The sequence below is a fragment of the Planotetraspora thailandica genome (assembly GCF_016863335.1).
In the GTDB taxonomy this organism is placed as follows: Bacteria; Actinomycetota; Actinomycetes; order Streptosporangiales; family Streptosporangiaceae; genus Planotetraspora; species Planotetraspora thailandica.
In genome coordinates, this window is record NZ_BOOR01000007.1 from 392,310 (window position 1) to 413,377 (window position 21,068).

Genomic DNA, 21,068 nt, shown 5'->3' on the forward strand with positions numbered 1-21,068 from the left:
CGCAGTGACCCCGGTCACTCCTATGGGGCCTTCACACACACCTCAGGCGTCATGCATGTGGGTTCGGAGGCGGTACAGCCTCAGGGCGAGCTGGATCTCCAGTGCGCGCTCGGGCTCCTGCCAGTCGGAGCCGAGGAGCTGCCCGACCCGGTCGAGCCGCTGGGTCACCGTGTTGACGTGGATGTGCAGCGTGTCGGCCGTGCGCGACAGCGAGCCGCCGGTGCCGAAATAGGCGGTCAGCGTCTTGATCAGGTTGGTGCCGCGCCGGCTGTCGTAGTCGATGACCGGGCCGAGCGCCGAGACGAGGAAGCCGGACACGTCGCGTCCCTCGCCGATCAGCAGACCGACGAACCCGAGCTCCTCCGCGCTGGCGCCGTCCCCCGTACGGCCCAGCGAGACGAGCGCGTCGGCGCAGCGCTGCGCCTCCCGGTAGGCGCCGGCGACGTCGATGGAACCACCCCCGGCGGCGCCCGCCGTGGCGGGACGCCCGAGGGAGGCGCTGAGGTCGGCGGCGGCGCGCCGGGCCATGAGGCCGGGTTTGTCCCCAGGTAGGAGGAGCACGACCTCGTCGCCGCGTGCGGCGGCCAGACCATGCGCGAGGGACGCCTGCGACGACGCCCAGAAGGCGGCGCGTTCCCGCTGCCCTCCGTGCCGCGCCACGATCACGACGTGCGGGGCGGCGAGGTCCACGCCGAGCCGGCGGGCCCGGTCGCGCAGGCCGGCGAGGTCGGGCCGCGAGATGAGGTCGTCGAGCAGTTCGCCGCGCACCCTGCCTTCGGCCTCGGCGACGCTGCGGCGGAACAGCAGGAGCAGCGCGGTGACGATGGCGGCCCGCTCCAGGATGCGCTGGTCGGTGTCGGCGACGGGCCGTTCGGTCCGCAGCACCAGCGTGCACAGCGGCGCGGCGCCCACGTCGACCGAGGCCACGAACATGTCGCCCCTCTTGACCGTACGGCCGAGCGCGCGCGAGGACTGGGCGGCGTCGAAGACCCCGGAGTCGAGGTCGCTCGCCTGGCCCACGAGCGGCCTGCCCTCGTCGTCGAGGACGGTCAGGCTGCCGCCGAGCACCTCGGTCACGACCGCCGCCACGTCTTCCACGCCGCCGCCGCGCAGCACGAGCCCGGTCATGCGGTCGTGGGCGTCGGCGGCGCGCTCGATGGCCTCGCTGTGCGCCCGGATGAGGCCGTTGGCCTGGCTCAGCTCGGCGAGCGCGGCGCGGGTCTCCTGCAGCAGGCGCGCGTTGTCGATGGCGACCGCGGCGTGCGCCGCCAGCGACACCAGCAGTGCCACCTCCTCCTGGAGGAACGGCCTGGCGCTGCGGTTGGCGGCGAACAGCACGCCGATGACCTGCGTGCCGATGCGCAGCGGCACACCGAGGATGGCCACCAGGCCCTCCTCCTGCACCGCCTCGTCGATGGTGCTCGTGTGCCGGAAGCGCGGGTCGGCGAAGTAGTCCGCCGTGTTGTACGGCATGCCCGTCTGCGCGACGAGCCCGCCGAGGCCGGCGCCCATGCCGAGCCGTACCCGCCGGAAGTGCGCGGAGATGGAACCGTCGGTCACCCGCATGTACGTGTCGCCGTGCTCGGGATCGTTCAGCGTCATGTAGGCGATGTCGGTGCCGAGCAGCAGCCTGGCTCGGTGCACGATCGCCTCGAGTACGGCGTCGAGATCGGTCAGGCCCGCCAGGTCGCTCGCGGTGTCGAACAGGGCGGACAGCTCGGCCTCCCGCTTGGCCCTCCTGCGCAACATCGCGCGTACCTTGAGCGCGGCGACCTTGGCCTGCTCCAGCTCCTCCAGAGTCGCGGGGTCGGCTCCGGAGGCGCGGGCCTGCAGGACGGGCCCCTCGAACTCCACGGCGGAGGCCTCTCTGACCAGGAGTTCGAGGTAGACGTTCACGTCAGCGGGCGCTCCATCCTCCGTCGAGCGGGATCGAGACTCCGGTGATGAACGATCCCTGCGGACCGCAAAGATAAGCCACCATCTCGGCCACCTCGTCCGGCTCGATCAGGCGCTTGACCGCGGCGGGCTGGAGCATGATCTGCTCCACGACCTCGTCCTCGCTGATCCCGTGGGCGCGCGCCTGATCGGCGATCTGGTTCTCCACCAGGGGAGTACGCACGTAGGCCGGATTGATGCAGTTGGAGGTCACGCCGTGGGCCGCCCCTTCGAGGGCGATGACCTTGGACAGCCCCTCCAGGCCATGCTTGGCCGTGACATACGCCGACTTGTACGGCGAGGCCCGCAGGCCGTGGACCGACGAGATGTTGACGATCCGCCCCCAGCCGCGTTCGTACATGCCGGGCAGGACCGCGCGGACCAGCAGGAACGGCGCCTCGACCATCACGCGGAGAATCTTGGAGAAGACCTCGGGAGGGAACTCCTCGATCGGCGCGACGTGCTGGAACCCCGCGTTGTTGACCACGATGTCGGCGGAGATCTCCCCGCCGACCTGGTCACGCCACGCGGCAAGGAATCCCGGATCCGACAGGTCGACGACCACCGGCGTGCCGCCGACCTCCGAGGCCGCTTTGGCCGCGGCGTCGCCGTTGACGTCGGCGACGAACACTCGCGCGCCCGCGGCGGCCAGCCGGTGGGCGCATGCCCGGCCGATACCGCTGCCCGCGCCCGTCACCAGAGCGGTACGCCCTTCAAGGCTCATGACGATTCACCCTAGGAATCGGGACGGGAGCGGCCCATGGTGGGCGGAGACATAGATCTTCATCGTCTTATGTGGGCCGGGTCATCGAAAGCACGTCGAGGATCTCGTCGAGCTGTTCCTCCGTCAGGGTGCCGTCGGCGACGTGGCCGCGCTCGACGACGACCTGCCTGATCGTCTTGCGTTCCGCCAGCGCCTGTTTGGCGATCTTGGCCGCCTCCTCGTACCCCAGGTAGCGGTTCAGCGGGGTCACGATCGACGGAGACGACTCGGCGTACTCCCGCAGCCGGTCGGCGTTGGCGGTGATCCCGCTGACGCACCGGTCGGCGAGCAGCCGCGAGACATTGGCCAGCAGCCTGATCGACTCCAGCGCGTTGCGCGCCATGACGGGCAGCATCACGTTGAGCTCGAAGGCGCCCGCCGCCCCCGCCATGCCGATCGTCGCGTCGTTGCCGACCACCTGCGCGGCCACCATCGTGACCGCTTCGGGGATCACCGGGTTCACCTTGCCCGGCATGATCGACGACCCCGGCTGGAGGTCGGGCAGGTTGATCTCCCCGAGGCCGGCGCGCGGCCCCGAGCCCATCCACCGGAGGTCGTTGGCGATCTTGTTGAGGGAGACGGCGATCACCCGCAGCACGCCCGACAGCTCGACCAGCCCGTCCCTGGCGCCCTGCGCCTCGAAGTGGTTCCTGGCCTCGGTGAACGGCAACCCGGTCGTACGGCTCAGCTCCGCGATGACGGAGGCGGCCCAGCCGGGGGCGGGCACGTTGATGCCGGTGCCGACGGCGGTGCCGCCCAGAGGCAGCTCGGCGAGGCGGGGGAGCACGCTCTGGAGCCGCTCGATCCCCAGCTCGATCTGCGCCGAATAGCCACCGAACTCCTGGCCGAGCGTGACCGGGGTGGCGTCCATGAGGTGGGTCCTGCCCGACTTGACCACGTCGGCGAACTCGACCGCCTTCTCCTCCAGCGCCGACGACAGGTGTTCGAGCGCGGGGGTCAGTTCGTGCACGACCGCGTACGTCGCGGCGACATGGATCGACGACGGGAACACGTCGTTGGACGACTGCGCCGCGTTGACGTGGTCGTTGGGGTGGACGGGGCGGCCCAGCCGCTCTTCGGCGAGCGTCGCGATCACCTCGTTGGCGTTCATGTTCGACGAGGTGCCCGAGCCGGTCTGGAACACGTCCACCGGGAACTGGTTGTTCCAGCGCCCTTCCGCGACCTCGTTCGCGGCGTCCCGTACGGCCTCGGCCAGGTCTTTGTCGACGACTCCGTACTCGGCGTTGACCACGGCGCAGGCCGCCTTGATGCGGCCGAGGGCGGAGATGTGCGCCGGTTCGAGGCCGCGGCCGGAGACGGGGAAGTTCTCCACGGCCCGCTGTGTCTGGGCCCGCCATTTCGCGTGGGCGGGCACCCGCACCTCACCCATGGAGTCGTGCTCGATTCGGAAATCGTCCATGGACCAGTCCTATCAACCGTGGACGTCGGCGGCGAAGGCCGCCATCGCCAGGACGGTGAGCAGGATGAAGGCGATGATCACGCCCGCGGCCACCACGAGCGCGCGGGTTCTGTGGTCGGTCTCCGGGCGTGAGGGGTTGCCCTGCATGGAGAACAGGTCGGTGCCGAGGCCGCGCTGAGGGCCGCCGTCACCGGGAGCGCCCGGAGCGCCTGGAACGCTGGGAGCGCCCGGAACACCGGGTGCGCCGGGAACGGCGGGGGCTCCGGGAGCGACAGGGGGCGTGGCGTGACCCTGAGGGGTTCCGAACGGCGTGCGGGGGCGGGCCCGTCCGGGCGCCGCGGCCTCGTCGCCCGGCTCACCCGGCACCGCGGAGCCCGGCACTGCGGACCCCGGTACTGGGGGCCTCGGTACAGGTGACCCCGGCACTGATGATCCCGGCACTGGGGGCCTCGGCGCCGGAGTCGGCGGCGGTCCGGGGGTGCGCCGAAGGCCGGGAGGAGGGCCGGTCGGCAGGCGCCTGATCACCCTCGTCCCCTCGTCGTCGCCGACGGCGGGCCCGCGCGGCTCGCCCGCAGGCCGGCTCGGCGCGGGCTGTGCGGGCCGCTCAGCCGGGGGCCGACCCGATGTGGGCTGAACCGTCGCGGGCCGCGGTTCGCCCGGCTGCGGCCGGCTGGGCTCCTGCCGGCTGGGTCCGGGCTGGACGGCCCCCGGCTGACTGGGCCCCGGTTTACTGGACCCTGGTTTGCTGGGCCCCGGTTTGCTGGGCTCGGGTTGGCCCGCTTCTGGGGCCCGCGTGGACGGCGTGGCGGCCGCCGCGCGCAACATCGTGGCCGCCCGTTCCGGCGAGAGCCGTACGGTGTGGTCCTTGTTCAGCAGGCCGTCCAGCACGGGACGCAACGGCCCCGCCTGGGTGGGCGGGTCGGCGGCCTCGCTCATGAGGGCGGCGAGCGTCTCCTGGAGCGACGCGCGTTCGTAGGCGGGCCGCCCCTCGACGGCGAAGTAGAGCGTCGCGCCGAGGGACCACATGTCGGACTCGGGGCCGGTGTAGTCGCCTCTGGCCCGCTCCGGCGCGGTGTAGCCGGGTGACCCGATCACCATGCCGGTCTGCGTGAGGGGGCTGTCGCCCGCGGCCTTGGCGATGCCGAAGTCGGTCAGCACGACCCTTCCGGAGTCGGTCAGCAGCACGTTTCCCGGCTTGACGTCACGGTGGAGGATGCCCTGGGCGTGCGCGGTCCGCAGCGCGCCGAGCAGGTCGTATCCGATCTGCGCGACCATCCTCGGGGGCAGCGGACCCTCCTCTTCGATGACCTGCTCCAGCGAGCGGCCCTCGACGAGTTCCATGATGATCCACGGGTTGCCTTCGGCCTCGATCGCGTCATGGATGGTGGCGACGGAGGGGTGGATCACCCGGGCCGCGCTGCGGCCTTCGCGGAGCAGGCGCTCCCGCAGTTCCTCGCGTTGCGCCCGGCTGAGCGCCGGGTCCTGGCGGATCTGCTTGATCGCCACGACGCGGGTCAGTGATCGGTCGAAGGCCCGCCAGACGGTCCCCATCGTGCCCCGGCCGATGGGCGCGATCAGTTCGTACCGACCGGCGATCAGCCGCGGTTGCTGTTCCGGCATGAGAAAAAAGATAAGCGATTTCCGAAGGGAAACGCTTTGCGGTCACTTGCGCTTCTTGGGCCGGTAGCGGCGTGGAAGGACCAGTGCGATCACCTGGATCAGCCGCCGGATCACGGGTTCACGCACGACATGGTGCAGCGGCGAGCCGTTGGGCTTGCGGTGCACGCCCTCGGCCTGCCGCCGCGACGGCTGCGTGCGCGAGGACTGGACACGCGAGGGCGCGCCACTCGACGTCCGCGACGACTGCGCACGTGCACCGTCGGCCCGCGACGCCTGCTGCCCAGACGCCTGCTGTCCAACGGGTTGCGGCCCGGGAGCCTGGGCGCGCGTACCCGATCCGCCCGGGCCCTGCGGCAGCGTCCGGTGCGGGCCGGAGTCTCGCGGGTCGCGCTGGCGCCCCTGCGGCGCCACCCGCGGCTGCGGCCGGGCGTCCGCGCGGTGCTGCCCGCGATGGGACGGCTTACGCAGCGCGGCGGACGCCATGGGCGCCTCCGGCGTGGCGACCGGGGGAGCGGGCGACGCGGGAGCGCCGCCCGGGGCGAGCGCAGCGGGTACGGCCGACGGAGGCGTGGGCCGCGCCGGCGTGTAATGCGGGCTGACGTCCTCGATCGTGCCTCCGGCGGCGATCCTGCCGAGGAGGTAGGCCGCGTGGACTCCGTCGAGACGGGCGGCCGGGTCGATCTGGAGCAGCCCGCGAAGGATGGGCGCGAGCGGGCCCGCCCGCTCCATCGGGATGGGCGCCCCGCTGGTCAGCGCGGCCAGGGCGGCGGCTGCCGTACGGCGGCCGTGCAGGCCGCGTCCCTCCACGGCGGTGTAGAGCGTCGCGCCGAGCGACCACAGGTCGGCGGCGGAGCTCGCCTTGTCGCCGAGGACGCGCTCCGGCGCGATGTATCCGGCCGAGCCGAGCACGATGCCCGCCTGCGTGAGGGGAATGTCGCCTTCGAGGGCGGCCAGCCCGAAGTCGGTCAGCACGGCCCGGTCCTGGGTGACCAGCACGTTGCTGGGCTTGACGTCGCGGTGGAGGATGCCCTTGGCGTGCACGGCGCGCAGCGCGCCCAGCACCTGCCTGCCGATGTCGGCCACGAGGCGCGGGTGCAGCGGGCCGTCCCGCTTGATGATCTCTTCGAGCGACTGGGCCTTCAGGAGCTCCATGACGATCCACGGGCGGTCGTCCTCGGTGACCACGTCGAAGACGGTGATGACCGAGGGATGGGCCACCATGGCGGTGGCCCGCCCCTCCCGTTCGGTGCGCGCGCACAACTCGGCCCGCAACTCCTCGTCGAGCACGAGGGGCAGCCGGACCTCTTTGACAGCGACGTCGCGGTCGAGAAGTTCGTCCCGGGCGCGCCAAACGGTTCCCATGCCGCCGCGGCCTACCGGTTCTATGAGCCGGTAGCGCGCGGCTAACTGGTATCCGGATGGCGCACGCATGGGTGGCAGCTTACCGATTCGTGCCACATGACCTGTAGAGACCATGCCGGGAAATTGTTGAGATCTTCTGTCAAATGTTCTGACTTTATGTTCGAGAAGTCAGCGGCGGCCGATGGTGAGCACCGGTCCCGTGGTGTCGGCGAAGAAATCCTCTCCCTTGTCGTCGACCACGATGAAGGCCGGGAAATCGACGACCTCGATCTTCCAGACGGCCTCCATGCCCAGCTCGGGGTATTCGAGGACCTCCACCTTCTTGATGCAGTCCTGCGCCAGGCGGGCGGCGGGGCCGCCGATCGACCCGAGGTAGAAGCCCCCGTGCTCGCGGCACGCGTCGGTGACCTGCTTGGACCGGTTGCCCTTGGCCAGCATCACCATGGACCCGCCCGCGGCCTGGAACCGCTCCACGTAGGAGTCCATGCGCCCGGCCGTGGTCGGGCCGAACGACCCGGAGGCGTACCCTTCCGGCGTCTTGGCCGGTCCCGCGTAGTAGACCGCGTGATCCTTCATGTACTGAGGCATCTCACCGCCGTCGTCGAGCAGTTCGGCGATCTTCGCGTGGGCGATGTCGCGGGCGACGACAAGGGGGCCGGTGAGGGAGAGGCGCGTCTTGACGGGATATTTCGTGAGCTCGGCGAGGACCTCGCTCATCGGGCGGTTGAGGTCGACGGCGACGACGTCGTCCGAGAGGTGCTCGTCGGTCGTGTCGGGAAGGAACCGGGCCGGGTCGGTCTCCAGTTGCTCCAGGAAGACGCCCTCGGGGGTGATCTTCGCCAGGGCCTGCCGGTCGGCGCTGCAGCTGACCGCGATCGCGACAGGGCAGGACGCGCCGTGCCGGGGCAGGCGGATCACCCGGACGTCGTGGCAGAAGTACTTGCCGCCGAACTGCGCGCCGATGCCGAGCTTCTGGGTGAGCTCGAAGACCTTCTTCTCCAGCTCCAGGTCGCGGAAGCCGTGGCCGCTCGTGGACCCCTCGGTCGGGATGGAGTCCAGGTAACGCGCCGAGGCGTACTTGGCCGTCTTGAGCGCGAACTCGGCGCTGGTGCCGCCCACCACGATCGCCAGATGGTACGGCGGGCAGGCGGCGGTGCCGAGCGAGCGGATCTTCTCCTCGAGGAACTGCAGCATGCGCTTCTCGTTGAGGACGGCCTTGGTTTCCTGGTAGAGGAACGACTTGTTGGCCGAGCCGCCGCCCTTGGCCATGAACAGCAGCTTGTACTCGTCCGCGTGGCCCCCGGGGTCCTCGGCGTACAGCTCGATCTGGGCGGGCAGGTTGTTGCCGGTGTTCTTCTCGTCCCACATGGTCAGCGGGGCCATCTGCGAGTAGCGCAGGTTCAGCTTGGTGTACGCGTCGTACACGCCGCGGCTGACGTGCTCGGCGTCGCGCCCGTCGGTGAGGACGTGCCTGCCCCGCTTGCCCATGACGATCGCGGTGCCGGTGTCCTGGCACATCGGGAGCACCCCGCCCGCCGAGATGCTCGCGTTCTTCAGCAGGTCGAGCGCCACGAAACGGTCGTTGCCGCTCGACTCGGGGTCGTCGACGATCTTCCGGAGCTGTGCGAGGTGGGATGAGCGGAGGTAGTGGGAGATGTCATGAACGGCGGTCTCCGTGAGCAGGCGCAGGGCCTCCGGGTCGACCTCCAGGAACCTCCGCCCGGCGGCCTCGGTGACGCGCACCCCCTCGGTGGTGATCAGGCGGTATTCGGTTTCGTCCGGGCCCAGTGGCAACAGGTCGGTGTAGTCGAACTCCGGCATTTCCTCGGTCCCTTGCCTCTCAGCGGTTTCCTCCAAAGCGTACGGCCTTCGCTGCGCTCCAAGTTTTGAGCGGATTTATAGGTCTATATGTGTATAAAACGGGATAAATTTCACGTGAGAAGACAAGGAGGCGGCCATGAGCGGCGGAGTCCTGATAATGATCTTCTTTGGTGCGGGAATCATGGTCGCGCTGGCGTTCTCGCTGCTCGCTCTCGTGCTGCACGAACTCCACGACGAACGCTCGAACCGGTCGTCCGCAGTCCGAACACGATCCCGGCGATGACGATCACGGCCCCGGCGAGGTCGGCGGCCGACGGCACACCCAGGCCGATCACCACCGAGGCTGTGATCGCCCCGATGGGGATCATTCCGGCGAACAGTCCGGCCCGGTCGGGTCCGAGCCGGGGCAGCGCGGTGTACCAGAGGACGAACGGCACCGTCGTCACGATCACCGCCAGATAACCCAGTCCGGCCGCCTCCGCGGCCGTGGGCATCCTGAACATCGTGTCCCCGTCCACGACCAGCCCGATGACCAGGAGGAACGGCACGGCCAGCGCCGTCGAGTAGGCCGATGTCCTGACCGCTCCCAGCGTGGGCAGCAGCGGCAGCGAGAGCAGGGAGAAGCACAGTTCGCAGGTGACGGCGCCGAGCGACCACAACAGGCCCGCGAGGTTGCCGCTGCCGAGCCCCACCACGAGGACGGCTCCCGACACCACGATCAGCGCCGCGACGACCGTCCGGAGCGACGGGCGGGACGGCCCCGACCCCTCGGCGAGCGGGCCGAGCAGCGCCAGCGCCAGCGGCACGGTCGCCAGCACCGTCCCGACCAGGGCGGGCCCCGACGCCCGGGTCGCCTCGATCACGCACACGTTGAAGATCACCAGGCCGGTCAGCGACAGGGCGCACAGCAGCCCCCACGCGGCCGGCCCCAGCCGTGCCGGCCGTATGGGCCTACCGATCCGGACGACGACGAAGAAGATCACTGCGGCGATCGCGTAACGCACGGCCTGCCCGCCGTACAACGGATAGCCGTCGACGACGTCGGAGACGGCGGCCAGAGTCCCGACCATGAACATCGCCGCGGTGGCTGCGGCGGCCGCCTTCCCCTGGCCGGAGGCGGTTCTGGCAACGGAGGTCACAGGTGGAGATGCTAGGAAGCCAATGGTTCACTGAATCAGTCCAATCGGGCGGCGAAATCGGGTACCAATGGCGGATCTCCATCTCACACTCGACCGGGCCGCCGGCGGGCTCGCCGGGCAGATCGCCCGCGAGCTGAGAGCGTCGATCAGGTCGGGACGGCTGGCCCAGGGCACTCGCCTCCCGGCGAGCCGCGATCTCGCGAGAGACCTCGGCCTGTCGCGTGGCGTCGTCGTCGAGGCCTACGAGCAGCTCGTCGCCGAGGGGTTCCTGGAGGCGAGGGTCGGCGTGGGCACCCGGGTCGCCGCTGCGCCGAGCAGGCCGCAGGCGGCGGAGCGGCCGGAAGCCGCCTCCTACTACGGGCACCGCCCGACCTCGCCCGACCTGGCGTCCTTCCCCCGCCGGTTGTGGCTGGCCGCCATCAGGCACGTCCTCGCGACGGCTCCCAACGACGCGCTTGATTACGGCGATCCGGGCGGGGTCCTCGAGCTGCGTGAACAGTTGGCGTCCTATTTGCGTAGGGTGCGCGCCGCGGATGCGGCGCCGGAGAACGTGGTGGTCGTCACCGGCATGGCGCAGGGACTCAGCCTGGTCGTGCGCGTCCTGGCCGAGCGGGCGGGGCGCGACGTGGTCCTGGCGGTGGAGGACCCCACGAGCCCCCGCCAGCTCCCGCTGCTCGCCCGCGCCGGGGCGGACATGGTCGGGGTGCCGGTCGACGACGAGGGCATCGTCGTCGGCGATCTCGCGAAGACCGGGGCCGAGGTCGTGCTCCTCACGCCCGCCCACCAGTACCCGACGGGCGTCGTGCTCTCACCACGCCGCCGGGCCGAGGTGATCGCCTGGGCGGCGGAATCGGGCGCGCTGGTGCTGGAGGACGACTACGACGCCGACTTCCGGTTCGACCGGGAGCCGGTGGGCTGCCTGCAGGGGCTCGCGCCCGACCGGGTGGTGCTCGCGGGCAGCGTCAGCAAGGCGCTCGCCCCCGGCCTGCGGCTCGGCTGGCTCGTGGCCCCGCCCGCCCTCGCCCGGTCCGTACGGCAGGCCAGGGGCGAGCTCGACCTGGGCTCGCCGGTCATCGACCAGCACGCCCTCGCCCACCTCATCGCGTCCGGCGGTTACGACAGGCACCTGCGCCGCATGCGCAGGGAGTACCGGACCCGCAGGGACGCGATGACGGCCGCCCTCGCCGAGCACCTCCCTGAGATCGCCGTCCACGGGATCTCCGCCGGGCTCCACCTCTACGCCGAGATGCCCGACGGCCGGCAGGAGGTGATCGCGGAGGCGGCCCGGGCGGCGGGGCTGAGCGTCGACCCGGTGACCAGGAACGGCGGGGGAGCCGCGCATGCGCTCGTCATCGGATTCGCCCGCCTGCCGGCCCATCGCATCCGAAAGGCCGTGGAGGAGGTCGCCTCCCGGGCCGGCCGGAACGCCGGGACACGTTGACGAGGCCGGCGCGTCGTAACCGGTGTACGCGGTCTCGTGGCGGGCAGGGCGCTGCTGTACCCACCGGAACCCACCGGACGACATAGCCCGGCAGGAGCCGCCACATGACCCACATCCCGTTCGGAACGGCGTCCGCCGGCGCGTGGTCGGTGGAGATCACGCCGGAGTCGGCCGCGTGGGACTACTGCGGCCTGCGCGTGCTCGACCTGGACGGCGACACCGTCGAGTTCGGCACCGGACAGGACGAGATGCTCGTGGTGCCGCTGTCGGGCGCGTGCCAGGTCGAGGTGGACGGCGAGCGTCTCACCCTGGCCGGGCGCCCGTCGGTGTTCGCGGGCGTCACCGACTTCGCCTACCTCCCCGTCGCGGCCACTGCGCGGATCACCGGCAGGGGCCGCATGGCGCTCCCCTCGGCCAGGGCGGCCCGGCGGCTGCCGGTGCGGTACGGCCCGGCCTCCGAGGTGCCCGTGGAGATCAGGGGCGCGGGTCGGGCGAGCCGCCAGGTCAACGACTTCTGCGCGCCGGAGGCCTTCGACTGCGACAGGCTGGTCGCCGTCGAGGTGCTCACGCCGGGCGGCAACTGGTCGTCGTATCCGCCGCACAAGCACGACACCGCCGGGGAGGGCGAGGCCGTGCTGGAGGAGATCTACTACTTCGAGGGCGGCCCCGGCTACCAGCGCGTGTACGGCACGCACGAGGTGCTCGCCGAGGTGGGCGGCGGTGACGTGGTGCTGGTGCCGCGCGGATATCACGGCCCGTCGATGGCGGCCCCCGGCTACGACCTCTACTACCTCAACGTGCTGGCGGGGCCGGGGGACAAGCGCTCGATGGCCTTCCGCGACGACCCGCGGCACGCCTGGATCCGCTCCTCGTGGGCCGGGCAGCCGATCGACCCGAGGCTGCCCTTCGGGCCCGCCTGAGGTGCGCTCAGGCGGGCCTGGCTAACAGGCCCCAGCTCACGACGTGGCGGTGGCCGTGACCGCGGGAGCCGTACGCGGCTCGAAGCCCCGCGCGAGGATGATGATCACGGCGGCGAGCACCAGGGGAGCGGCGAACGCGATCCGGTAGTCGGCGGCCTCGGCGATGCCCCCGACCAGGGCGGCGCCGACGATGAAGCCCACGTAGTTGAACATGTTGACCCAGGCGATGGCCTGACCGGTCCCGGCCGGGTCGAGGCGTCCCGCCGCGGAGAACGACTGTGGCGCCACGACCGACAGGCCGATGCCGGTGAGGGCGAAGCCGGCGATGGCGAGGGGTTCGTTCGGGGCGAGCACGATCGCGACGAAGCCCAGTGTGGCGACGGCCGCGCCGAGCCGCACGATCATGGCGGGCCCCCATCTGCGGACCGCGAGGTCGCCGCCGATCCTGACCACGAACGTCGTCGCCTGGTACGCACCCAGAGCCAGCGGCACCACGGCCGCCGACGCCTTCATGATCTTGTCCATGAAGACGGATCCGTAGTTGGAGATCGACGAGTCGCCCACGTAGAGGAAGGCCATCGCCAGGCAGAGCGGGATGACCGCCTTCCACGGGATCGAGGGGCCGGTCTGGGCGGCCTCCACCTCGACGTGCTCCTCCGCTGGCGTGCAGAGCCAGGCCGACGCGACCAGCGACAGGATCGCGGCGGGGGCGAGCACGATGGCGAACGTCACGGGGAGGCCCAGCCCCATGCCGCCCGCCGCGGAGGCCCATAATGCGCCGATGACCGCCGCCGCGCTCCACGACGCGTGGAACCCGGTCAGCACGGCCCTGCCGTACCGGCGTTCCACCGTGACGCCCTGCATGTTCATGCCCGCGTCGACGCCGCCGAGGCCGAGCCCGAACAGTACGTTGGCCGCCACGAGCATCGGGACGCTGGGGGCGAGGCCGGCGAGGAAGACGGCCGCGCACGCCAGCGGCTGGACGACCCGCAGGATCACGCGGCTGCCGTGGCGCGAGGCCAGCGACCCCGCGATCACGCTGCCGACGCCGGCGATGACCGGGACGACGAGCAGGAGGATGGTCAGTTCGCCGTCGCTCAGCCCGTGCTTCTTCTGCAGCGCGGAGACCTGGGTGAGCAGCGTGGCGAACGTGAGGCCCTGGACGAAGAAGACGGCGAAGGTGGCGAGCCGCGCCCGCCGGTCGCGTGGAGTAGGCACCGCGGCCTCCGACGAACATGAGGGGGGTTCAGGTTCCGTCAGACTAGGAGCCCCCGGCCACCTGGTCAATGGTGGGTGATCGACCGGGATGGATCGGTTTAGTCTCAAAGATGTGAGCAGCGAGTCTCGACTGAGCAACCTGGTCTCCGCCTTCCTCGCCGCGCGGGTGCCGCAGTCTCCCGCCGCCGCGGAGCTGCGGGCCTCCGACGCCGACAGGGAGCGGGTGATCGCCGCCCTCGCGGAGGCCGCGGGCGACGGCAGGCTCACCCACGATGAGCACGAGGAACGGGTCGGACAAGCCTACGCCGCGAGGACGCTGGGCGACCTCGCCGCACTGACCGCCGACCTGTTGCCCCCCGAGCGCCAGCCGCTGCGGATGGACGAGCGCCCGCTGACGGCCTTCTTCCGCAGCGAGCAACGCACCGGCCGCTGGGTCGTGCCCTCCCACGTGCCCGTGACCTCGGTGGGCGGCCGGATCACCATGGACCTGTGCGAGGCTCTGCTTCAGTCGCGCCACGTCGTCGTCCAGCTGGCCGTCATGGCGGGCACGGTCACGCTGATCGTCCCCGAGGGCGTGCGCATCGTCACCGCCCCCTCCGCCCGGGTGGGTTCGGTGCGCGACGAGGTACGGCTCCCGCCGGGCGCGACCGGTCACGCCCCCGACGCGCCCGTGATCGAGCTGGCCGGGTTCGTGCTCGGCGGCAAGGTCGTCGCCCGGTCGCCCCGCCGCCCCAAGAGAAGCCTGTTCCGCCGCCCCTGACCGTTTCGTCGGCGATCCCCGCCGATCAGGCCGCCGGCGCCCGCGGACTTATGCGCACCTGCAATTCCGCGTCCAGAGCCCGGGCAAGGCGTTCGAGCACCGGCAGCGTGGGCACGGTGCCGCCGGCTTCGAAGCGCGCCACGGCCGACTGTGTCATGTCGGCCGCGGCGGCCAGCTCACTCTGGCTCCATCCACGATCTTCCCGCATCTGCCGTACGGCACGGCCGAGTTCGAAAGCCAGCCGAGTGGCCTCATACGCCTCGGCCGCGCCGGGCTCGGCCAATCGCCGCCCTCTGAGCTCGCCCCAGGAGGTTCGCTCGTTCATTCCGGCTCCTCATCCGCCGTGTGTGCTTGGTCGATGCAGCGAAGCAGCGCCCGGCGAGCTCGCTTCACCTCTCGGTCTTCCCGCATGCGAGTCTTACAGAAGACCGTCAGCAAAACGATCCGCCTACCTGGAGCTATCCAGTAGCCGATCCGCATCGACAGCTCATCTATGTGGAACCGCAGCTCTCGGAGCTTGCCGTCGAGTTGCCGCGTGTACGGCTCCCCGAGTAGCGGACCTTCCATAGCTAAGAGATCGATATAGAAGGCTGCTCTCGCGAACGACGTTGCCGACAACTTTTCGAGCCACTCCTGAACCTCAGGCTCCAGCTCCACGGTACCCCAGGTCATAGCGATGATGCTATAGATGGAGGTCCGCGCGTGTCCGGATGTTCGGCGAACACATTTGCGAGAGGCGAGCGGGCGGACTCAGACGGCCGTGTCGAAGTTGATCGCGCTGTAGGCCCCGAGCTTCCAGAGCTGGTGCTCGCTCTCGATCTTCCGGATGGTGCCCGACCTGCCCCGCATGACGAGCGAGTGCGTGACGGCCGCCCCGCCCTGGAAACGCACGCCGTACATCAGTTCGCCGTCGGTGATCCCGCTCGCCGCGAAGAACACGTCGTCGGAGCGGACCAGGTCGTCGGTGGTGAGCACCTGACCGAGATCGAGCCCCGCGTCGAGGGCCTTGGCGCGCTCCTGGTCGTCGCGCGGCCACAGGCGGCCCTGGATGACCCCGCCCAGGCACTTCATCGCGCACGCCGCCACGATGCCCTCGGGCGTGCCGCCGATGCCCAGCATGAGGTCGACGCCGGTTCCGGCCCGGGCCGCCATGATCGCGCCCGCCACGTCGCCGTCGGTGATGAAGCGGATCCGCGCCCCGGTCTCCCTGATCTCCTTGACGATGCCCTCGTGCCGGGGCCGGTCGAGGACCACCACCGTGACGTCGGACGGCTTGGCGCCCTTGGCCTTGGCCACCGCCCGGATGTTGTCGGCCACCGGAGCCTCGATGTCCACCTTGTCGGCGGCTTGGGGGCCCGTGACCAGCTTCTCCATGTAGAAGACGGCCGAGGGGTCGTACATCGAGCCGCGCTCGCTGACGGCGATGACCGAGACGGCGTTGTTCATGCCCAGCGCGCACAGGCGGGTCCCGTCGATCGGGTCCACGGCCACGTCGCATTCGGGACCGGTGCCGTCGCCGACCGGCTCGCCGTTGTACAGCATGGGGGCGTTGTCCTTCTCGCCCTCACCGATCACGACGACGCCGCGCATCGACACGGTGTTGATCAACTGGCGCATCGCGTTGACCGCCGCGCCGTCCGCGCCGTTCTTGTCGCCGCGGCCCACCCAGCGGGCGGCCGCCATCGCGGCGGCCTCGGTCACCCTGACGAGCTCCAGGGCCAGGTTGCGGTCGGGTGCGTGCTCGCCCGTGGCCAGGGCGGCAGGTACGTGGTCGGACATCGATCCCCTTTCCCGTATGTCGAGATCGTAGTTCGACAGACCGCGCTTTGTCCGATTGGTCTGGACCTGTTGGCGCAGGTGGCGAGCCATTTGGTCTGGTTGTCCCCAGGGGGCGGCGGGTCGGGATATGGTCGCCGTCATGAGGGGCGACACCGAGCGAACGGCCACAGCGCGCACGTCAGAGCGTGGAGCCGCCACGCGGGTCGCGCTCCTCGACGCGGCCAGGGAGACATTCGTCACCAGTGGATTCGCCGAGGCCGGCGTGACCGAGGTGGTGGCCCGTGCGGGCGCCAGTGTCGGCAGCCTCTACCACCACTTCTCCGGCAAGGCCGACCTCTATCTGACGCTTTTCGAGGAGTTCCAGCACCGGCAGACGCAGCGGACCAAGCAGGCCGTGCAGAACGCCAGGGCGGCGGGCGACAACGATCCGATGCCCCTGTTCCTGGCCGGTGCTCGTGCCTACCTCGAGGGCTGCCTGGCCGAGCGAGACCTCGCGGCGCTCTTCCTGCGGGGCGACGCCCCTCCCGGGTTCGAGGTGATCATGCGCGACCGGCTCCGCCAGTGGGCGCGCAGGACGGCCGCCCTGTTCGAGCACGAGGACACGCTGGTCATCGTGGTCACGGGCGCGCTGGCCGCGGTCGTGCAGGAGGTGACCCTCTCCGAGGATCCGGAGGAGGCCCGCCGGACGGCGGAGGACGCCCTGCGCATCATCGCCCGTACGACGTCGTGATCGCCGTGCCGTACGGCGCTCCGGACGCGGCACCGCATGAGCGGCTGGCCGCGGGGGCGTGGTCATGAGCCGGTAGTCTCGTGTGACGTGGGACGACTGACGCAGGGTTTGTACGGCTACGCGTTCGCTCTGTTCGTGTGCCTCGCGGCCGTGGGCCTCTTCCTGCTCGTCACGCCGCAGAGCAGGACCGGCCACGTGCCGCGGATCGACTATTCGATCGACCAGGCCAACGCCGCCCGCACGGCCTCCTACCAGGTCGAGGCGCCGCGCCAGGTCCTTCCGAAGTGGGTGCCCAACAGTTCCTCGCTCACCCAGACCGGGTCCACGGTCTCCTGGCGGCTCGGCTTCGCCACGGAGAAGGAGATGCACGCCCTGGTCGCGCAGAGCGACGAGCAGCCGCAGGCGGGCTTCGCCGACCGGATGGCTAACACCGACAAGGTCTCGGGAACACGGCAGATCAACGGCGTGGCCTGGCAGGAGCGGTTCCGTTCGGACAAGGACCAGCGCTCGCTCGTCCGGATCCTGCCCGATCACACCGTGGTCGTCACCGGCTCAGCCGACTGGCAGGAGTTGAGCGCCCTCGCCGGCTCACTGAGCCCGGTGCCCCGCCCGGCCGCCACGCCCGCGGCCGGCTGACCGGCCTCACCGGGCGATTCCGGGCCGCCGAGATCAGAAAGGCGCCTCGGCGGAGCCGTTCTCCTGCTGATCACCGCGCTGGGCCATCGCCGCGGCCAGCTTGACCCTGGCGCCCTGCAGCCACTCCTCGCAGATCGCCGCCAGCTTCTCGCCGCGCTCCCAGAGCTCGATGGACTGTTCCAGCGTGAGCCCGCCCGTCTCCAGCCGGCGCACCACCTCGGTGAGCTCTTCCCTGGCCTGCTCGTACGACGGAGTCTGCTTGTCGTCGGTCACGCCCCCACCTTAGATCTCATCCGCTGCCAGGATGCCCGATGTCTGATATGGGCATAAAAGACCATATTTGCCTGTTTTCACTTAGTGTGACTAACCAGTTTCGGGGGGAAGGGGACGTCAACAATGTGTGGAATCACGGGCTGGGTGGACTACGAGAGGGACCTACGGCAGGCGCGAGGGACCGCACAGGCCATGGTGGACACGATGGCCTGCAGAGGACCCGACGCAGAGGGGCTGTGGCTCTCGCCGCACGCCGCGATGGGCCACCGGAGGCTCGCGATCATCGACATCGAGGGCGGCCGCCAGCCCATGATCAATGAGGAGGACGGCCGGGAACGGGCGATCCTGTCCTACAGCGGCGAGGCGTACAACTTCCACGAGCTTCGCGCCGAGCTTCGGCAGCGGGGGCACCGTTTCCGGACCGAGAGCGACACCGAGGTGGTCCTCGAGGCCTACATGGAGTGGGGCGAAGACTTCGCCACCCACCTCAACGGCATGTACGCCCTGGCCATCTGGGACACCCGCACCGAGGAGCTGCTGCTCGTCCGTGACCGGATGGGCATCAAACCGCTGTACTACTACCCGACGCCCTCGGGGGTGCTCTTCGGCTCCGAGCCCAAGGCGATCCTCGCCAACCCGCTCGCGCAGCGGGTGGTCGACGCCGACGGGCTCCGCGAGCTGCTCGCCTTCGTCAAGACGCCGGAGAACGGCGTCTTCCGCGGCATGTACGAGGTGCGCCCCGGCCAGATCGTCAGGATCCGCCGCGAAGGCGTGAGCAAGCGGCGCTACTGGCGGCTCGAAGCCCGCGAGCACACCGACGACATCCCCACGACCGTCAGGAACGTGCGGGAACTGCTGGACGACATCGTCGCCCGCCAGCTCATCTCCGACGTGCCGCTGTGCACCCTCCTGTCCGGAGGGCTCGACTCCAGCGCCGTCACCGCTCTCGCCGCCCGGGCGCTGGAGGGCACCGGCAAGGTCCGCTCGTTCTCCGTCGACTTCACCGGCTACACGGAGAACTTCCAGCCGGATGAGATGCGCGACACCCCGGACACGCCGTACGTCCACGATCTCGTGCGGCACGTCGGCTCCGATCACACCGACATCGTCCTGAACTCGGCCGACCTGATGGACCCGGCGGTGCGCGACGCGGTGTTGCGCGCCAGGGACCTTCCGATCGGCATCGGCGACATGGACACCTCGCTGTACCTGCTGTTCAAGGCGATCCGCGGCCACTCCACGGTGGCGTTGTCCGGTGAGTCGGCCGACGAGGTCTTCGGCGGATACAAGTGGTTCCATGATCCGGAGGCGGTCAACGCCGGCACCTTCCCGTGGCTGGCCGGCGTGGGCCTGGCCGGGCACTCCGCCCGCGGCGGCTTCATGCCCGACGACCTGCTCCGCAAGCTCGACATCCCGGCCTACCGGGCCGACCGCTACCAGCAGGCCCTGGCCGAGGTGCCCAGGCTGCCGGGCGAGACCGGCCTGGAAAGGCGCATGCGGGAGATCAGCTACCTGCACCTCACGCGGTTCGTCCAGATCCTGCTCGACCGCAAGGACCGCATGAGCATGGCCGTCGGGCTCGAAGTGCGCGTGCCGTTCTGCGACCACCGGTTGGTCGAATACGTCTTCAACGCCCCGTGGCGGATGAAGACCTTCGACGGCAGGGAGAAGAGCCTCCTGCGCGCCGCGGCAGGCGACGTGCTGCCCGTCTCGGTCCGCGACCGGCTCAAGAGCCCTTACCCCTCGACGCAGGACCCGACCTACGAGGAGGCCCTGCGGCTCGAAGTCACCCGGCTACTCGGGAGCGGCGACTTCGCCGCCGCGTCCCTGGTCGACACGGACAAGGTCCGCGCGATCATCGACGAGCCCCTGGGCACCATGAGCCTCCAGGGGCCGCGCTCGTCACTCGAGGGGCTGCTCCAGTTCAACACCTGGCTGGAGGACTACGGCACCCGGATCGTCGTCTAGGGCACTCAGTCCTGGGCGGTCACCGTCACCCGGTCGTCGGAGAAGCGGATCGTGAGCTCGTCGCCGGGCTTGACGTCCGCCGCCAGCCGTACGACCTCTCCTGAGGGGCGTTGCGCGATCGCGTAGCCGCGCTCCAGGGTCGCGGCGGGCGACAGGGCCACGAGCCGGGCCCGCAGGTGGCCGAGCGAGTCGGACGAGCGGTCCAGCGAGGAGGTGAGGCAACGCCGCGCACGGTCCCGCAGGGCGTCGACCTGCTCGGCTCGCCGGTCCAGCTCACGCACCGGGTCGGCGAGCGAGGGGCGGGAGCGCACCGACGCCAGCCACGACGACTCCCGGTCGAGCCAGCCCCCGACCATCCGGCGGCCCCGGTCCCTGAGCTGGCGGATCAGGGTGAGCTGCTCGCCGACGTCGGGCACGATCTTCTTGGCCGCGTCCGTCGGCGTGGAGGCCCGCACGTCGGCCACGAGGTCGAGCAGCGGGCTGTCCTGCTCGTGCCCGATGGCGCTCACCACAGGGGTACGGCAGGCGGCGACGGCGCGCACGAGCGACTCGTCGGAGAACGGAAGCAGATCTTCCAGCGACCCGCCGCCGCGCGCGACGACGATCACGTCCACGTCGGGATCGGCGTCGAGCCTGCGCAGCGCCTCGGTCACCTCGCCGACCGCGTAGGGACCCTGGACGGCCACCGCCTCCACCCGGAACCGTACGGCAGGCCAGCGGCGGCGGGCGTTCTCCAGCACGTCACGCTCGGCCGCGGAGTCGCGCCCGCAGATCAGGCCGATGGTGCCCGGCAGGAACGGCAGCCGCCGCTTCCTGTCGACGTTGAACAGGCCTTCGCCGGCCAGCACCTGCCGGAGCCTTTCCAGCCGGGCCAGCAGTTCGCCGATGCCGACCGGCCTGATCTCGGTCGCGGTGAAGGAGAACGAGCCCTTGTTGACCCAGAAGTCCGGCTTCACGTGCATGACCACGCGGGCGCCGTCCACAGGGCGGGGCACGCTGGCCTCGTAGACGCCGCGGGAGCAGGTGACGCGCGCCGAGACGTTGGCCACCGGGTCACGGAGCGTGAGGAACACCGTGGAACCGCGGGCGGTCAGGTCGGTGATCTGCCCCTCCACCCAGATGGTGCCCAGCTTGCCGATCCACTGGGCGACCATCTGCAGCACCGACCGGATCGGCAGCGGCGCCTCCGGCGAGGTCTTCGCGGTCACATGGCCTCCTCAGAGTTGGGCTTCGGGGGTGTGCTGTGCGAACCGGCGTGGCTCAGAACCGGCCGGCCGGACTCC

Annotated in this window: 19 protein-coding genes; 6 read left to right on the forward strand and 13 right to left on the reverse strand. The window is 70.7% G+C overall.

All coding sequences use genetic code 11. The features are described from left to right. Window positions 1-42: 42 nt before the first annotated feature. The 7 genes from Pth03_RS06775 to Pth03_RS06805 form a co-directional block, all read right to left on the reverse strand. A complete protein-coding gene (locus tag Pth03_RS06775) occupies window positions 43-1,896 on the reverse strand; it encodes a helix-turn-helix domain-containing protein (protein ID WP_239118810.1) in 1,854 nt (617 codons plus the stop codon). A 1-nt stretch (window position 1,897) separates the two neighbouring features. Continuing rightward, window positions 1,898-2,659, reverse strand: coding sequence for a 3-hydroxybutyrate dehydrogenase (locus Pth03_RS06780; RefSeq protein WP_203943244.1), 762 nt, complete (start codon window positions 2,657-2,659; stop codon window positions 1,898-1,900). 67 nt (window positions 2,660-2,726) lie between these two features. Then, window positions 2,727-4,118, reverse strand: a complete 1,392-nt coding sequence (locus Pth03_RS06785; protein ID WP_203943245.1) for a class II fumarate hydratase — start codon at window positions 4,116-4,118, stop codon at window positions 2,727-2,729. A gap of 12 nt (window positions 4,119-4,130) precedes the next feature. Then, complete coding sequence (locus Pth03_RS06790) at window positions 4,131-5,738, reverse strand: serine/threonine-protein kinase (RefSeq protein WP_203943246.1); 1,608 nt, start codon at window positions 5,736-5,738, stop codon at window positions 4,131-4,133. 42 nt (window positions 5,739-5,780) lie between these two features. Further along, window positions 5,781-7,169 (reverse strand): serine/threonine-protein kinase, encoded by a 1,389-nt coding sequence (locus Pth03_RS41305; RefSeq protein WP_239118811.1) that lies wholly within the window; start codon window positions 7,167-7,169, stop codon window positions 5,781-5,783. A 99-nt stretch (window positions 7,170-7,268) separates the two neighbouring features. After that, window positions 7,269-8,921: a fumarate hydratase gene (locus Pth03_RS06800; protein WP_203943247.1), complete on the reverse strand. Its 1,653-nt coding sequence runs from the start codon at window positions 8,919-8,921 to the stop codon at window positions 7,269-7,271. 179 nt (window positions 8,922-9,100) lie between these two features. Next, on the reverse strand, window positions 9,101-10,060 hold the full coding sequence (locus Pth03_RS06805) for a DMT family transporter (protein ID WP_239118812.1): 960 nt from the start codon (window positions 10,058-10,060) through the stop codon (window positions 9,101-9,103). 67 nt (window positions 10,061-10,127) lie between these two features. Here Pth03_RS06805 and pdxR point away from each other — a divergent pair, with 67 nt between their 5' ends. Both pdxR and iolB read left to right on the forward strand, forming a co-directional pair. After that, a complete protein-coding gene (gene pdxR / locus Pth03_RS06810) occupies window positions 10,128-11,501 on the forward strand; it encodes a MocR-like pyridoxine biosynthesis transcription factor PdxR (protein ID WP_203943248.1) in 1,374 nt (457 codons plus the stop codon). Between the two features lie 104 nt (window positions 11,502-11,605). After that, window positions 11,606-12,421: a 5-deoxy-glucuronate isomerase gene (iolB, locus tag Pth03_RS06815; RefSeq protein ID WP_203943249.1), complete on the forward strand. Its 816-nt coding sequence runs from the start codon at window positions 11,606-11,608 to the stop codon at window positions 12,419-12,421. A 36-nt stretch (window positions 12,422-12,457) separates the two neighbouring features. On the opposite strand, the gene Pth03_RS06820 is transcribed toward iolB, so the two are convergent. Beyond that, window positions 12,458-13,639, reverse strand: a complete 1,182-nt coding sequence (locus Pth03_RS06820; protein WP_203943250.1) for an MFS transporter — start codon at window positions 13,637-13,639, stop codon at window positions 12,458-12,460. Window positions 13,640-13,751: 112 nt separating this feature from the next. Between Pth03_RS06820 and Pth03_RS06825 the strand changes: the two genes are divergently transcribed. Continuing rightward, a complete protein-coding gene (locus tag Pth03_RS06825) occupies window positions 13,752-14,399 on the forward strand; it encodes a DUF1707 SHOCT-like domain-containing protein (protein WP_239118813.1) in 648 nt (215 codons plus the stop codon). A 25-nt stretch (window positions 14,400-14,424) separates the two neighbouring features. Here the strand turns inward: Pth03_RS06825 and Pth03_RS06830 are convergent, their stop codons facing one another. From Pth03_RS06830 to glpX, 3 genes are all read right to left on the reverse strand, one after another. Further along, a complete protein-coding gene (locus tag Pth03_RS06830; RefSeq protein WP_203943252.1) occupies window positions 14,425-14,724 on the reverse strand; it encodes a helix-turn-helix domain-containing protein in 300 nt (99 codons plus the stop codon). Continuing rightward, window positions 14,721-15,071 carry a type II toxin-antitoxin system RelE/ParE family toxin gene (locus Pth03_RS06835; RefSeq protein WP_203943253.1) on the reverse strand — a complete coding sequence of 117 codons (351 nt, stop codon included), beginning with the start codon at window positions 15,069-15,071 and terminating at the stop codon, window positions 14,721-14,723. Before Pth03_RS06835 ends, Pth03_RS06830 begins: the two co-directional genes overlap by 4 nt. A gap of 78 nt (window positions 15,072-15,149) precedes the next feature. Continuing rightward, the gene (gene glpX, locus Pth03_RS06840) at window positions 15,150-16,178 is read right to left on the reverse strand and encodes a class II fructose-bisphosphatase (RefSeq protein ID WP_203943254.1); all 1,029 of its coding nucleotides are present in this window, start codon (window positions 16,176-16,178) and stop codon (window positions 15,150-15,152) included. Window positions 16,179-16,317: 139 nt separating this feature from the next. On the opposite strand from glpX, the gene Pth03_RS06845 reads away from it, so the two are divergent. Together Pth03_RS06845 and Pth03_RS06850 are read left to right on the forward strand one after the other, a co-directional pair. Beyond that, window positions 16,318-16,908 (forward strand): TetR/AcrR family transcriptional regulator, encoded by a 591-nt coding sequence (locus Pth03_RS06845; protein WP_203943255.1) that lies wholly within the window; start codon window positions 16,318-16,320, stop codon window positions 16,906-16,908. A gap of 87 nt (window positions 16,909-16,995) precedes the next feature. Further along, a complete protein-coding gene (locus tag Pth03_RS06850; protein WP_203943256.1) occupies window positions 16,996-17,544 on the forward strand; it encodes a DUF4245 domain-containing protein in 549 nt (182 codons plus the stop codon). A gap of 33 nt (window positions 17,545-17,577) precedes the next feature. Here the strand turns inward: Pth03_RS06850 and Pth03_RS06855 are convergent, their stop codons facing one another. Continuing rightward, a complete protein-coding gene (locus Pth03_RS06855; protein ID WP_203943257.1) occupies window positions 17,578-17,817 on the reverse strand; it encodes an exodeoxyribonuclease VII small subunit in 240 nt (79 codons plus the stop codon). A 123-nt stretch (window positions 17,818-17,940) separates the two neighbouring features. On the opposite strand from Pth03_RS06855, the gene asnB reads away from it, so the two are divergent. After that, window positions 17,941-19,785, forward strand: a complete 1,845-nt coding sequence (gene asnB / locus Pth03_RS06860; RefSeq protein ID WP_203943258.1) for an asparagine synthase (glutamine-hydrolyzing) — start codon at window positions 17,941-17,943, stop codon at window positions 19,783-19,785. 5 nt (window positions 19,786-19,790) lie between these two features. Here asnB and xseA read toward each other — a convergent pair whose 3' ends face one another. Further along, complete coding sequence (gene xseA, locus Pth03_RS06865) at window positions 19,791-20,993, reverse strand: exodeoxyribonuclease VII large subunit (protein ID WP_203943259.1); 1,203 nt, start codon at window positions 20,991-20,993, stop codon at window positions 19,791-19,793. Between the last annotated feature and the right edge of the window lie 75 nt (window positions 20,994-21,068).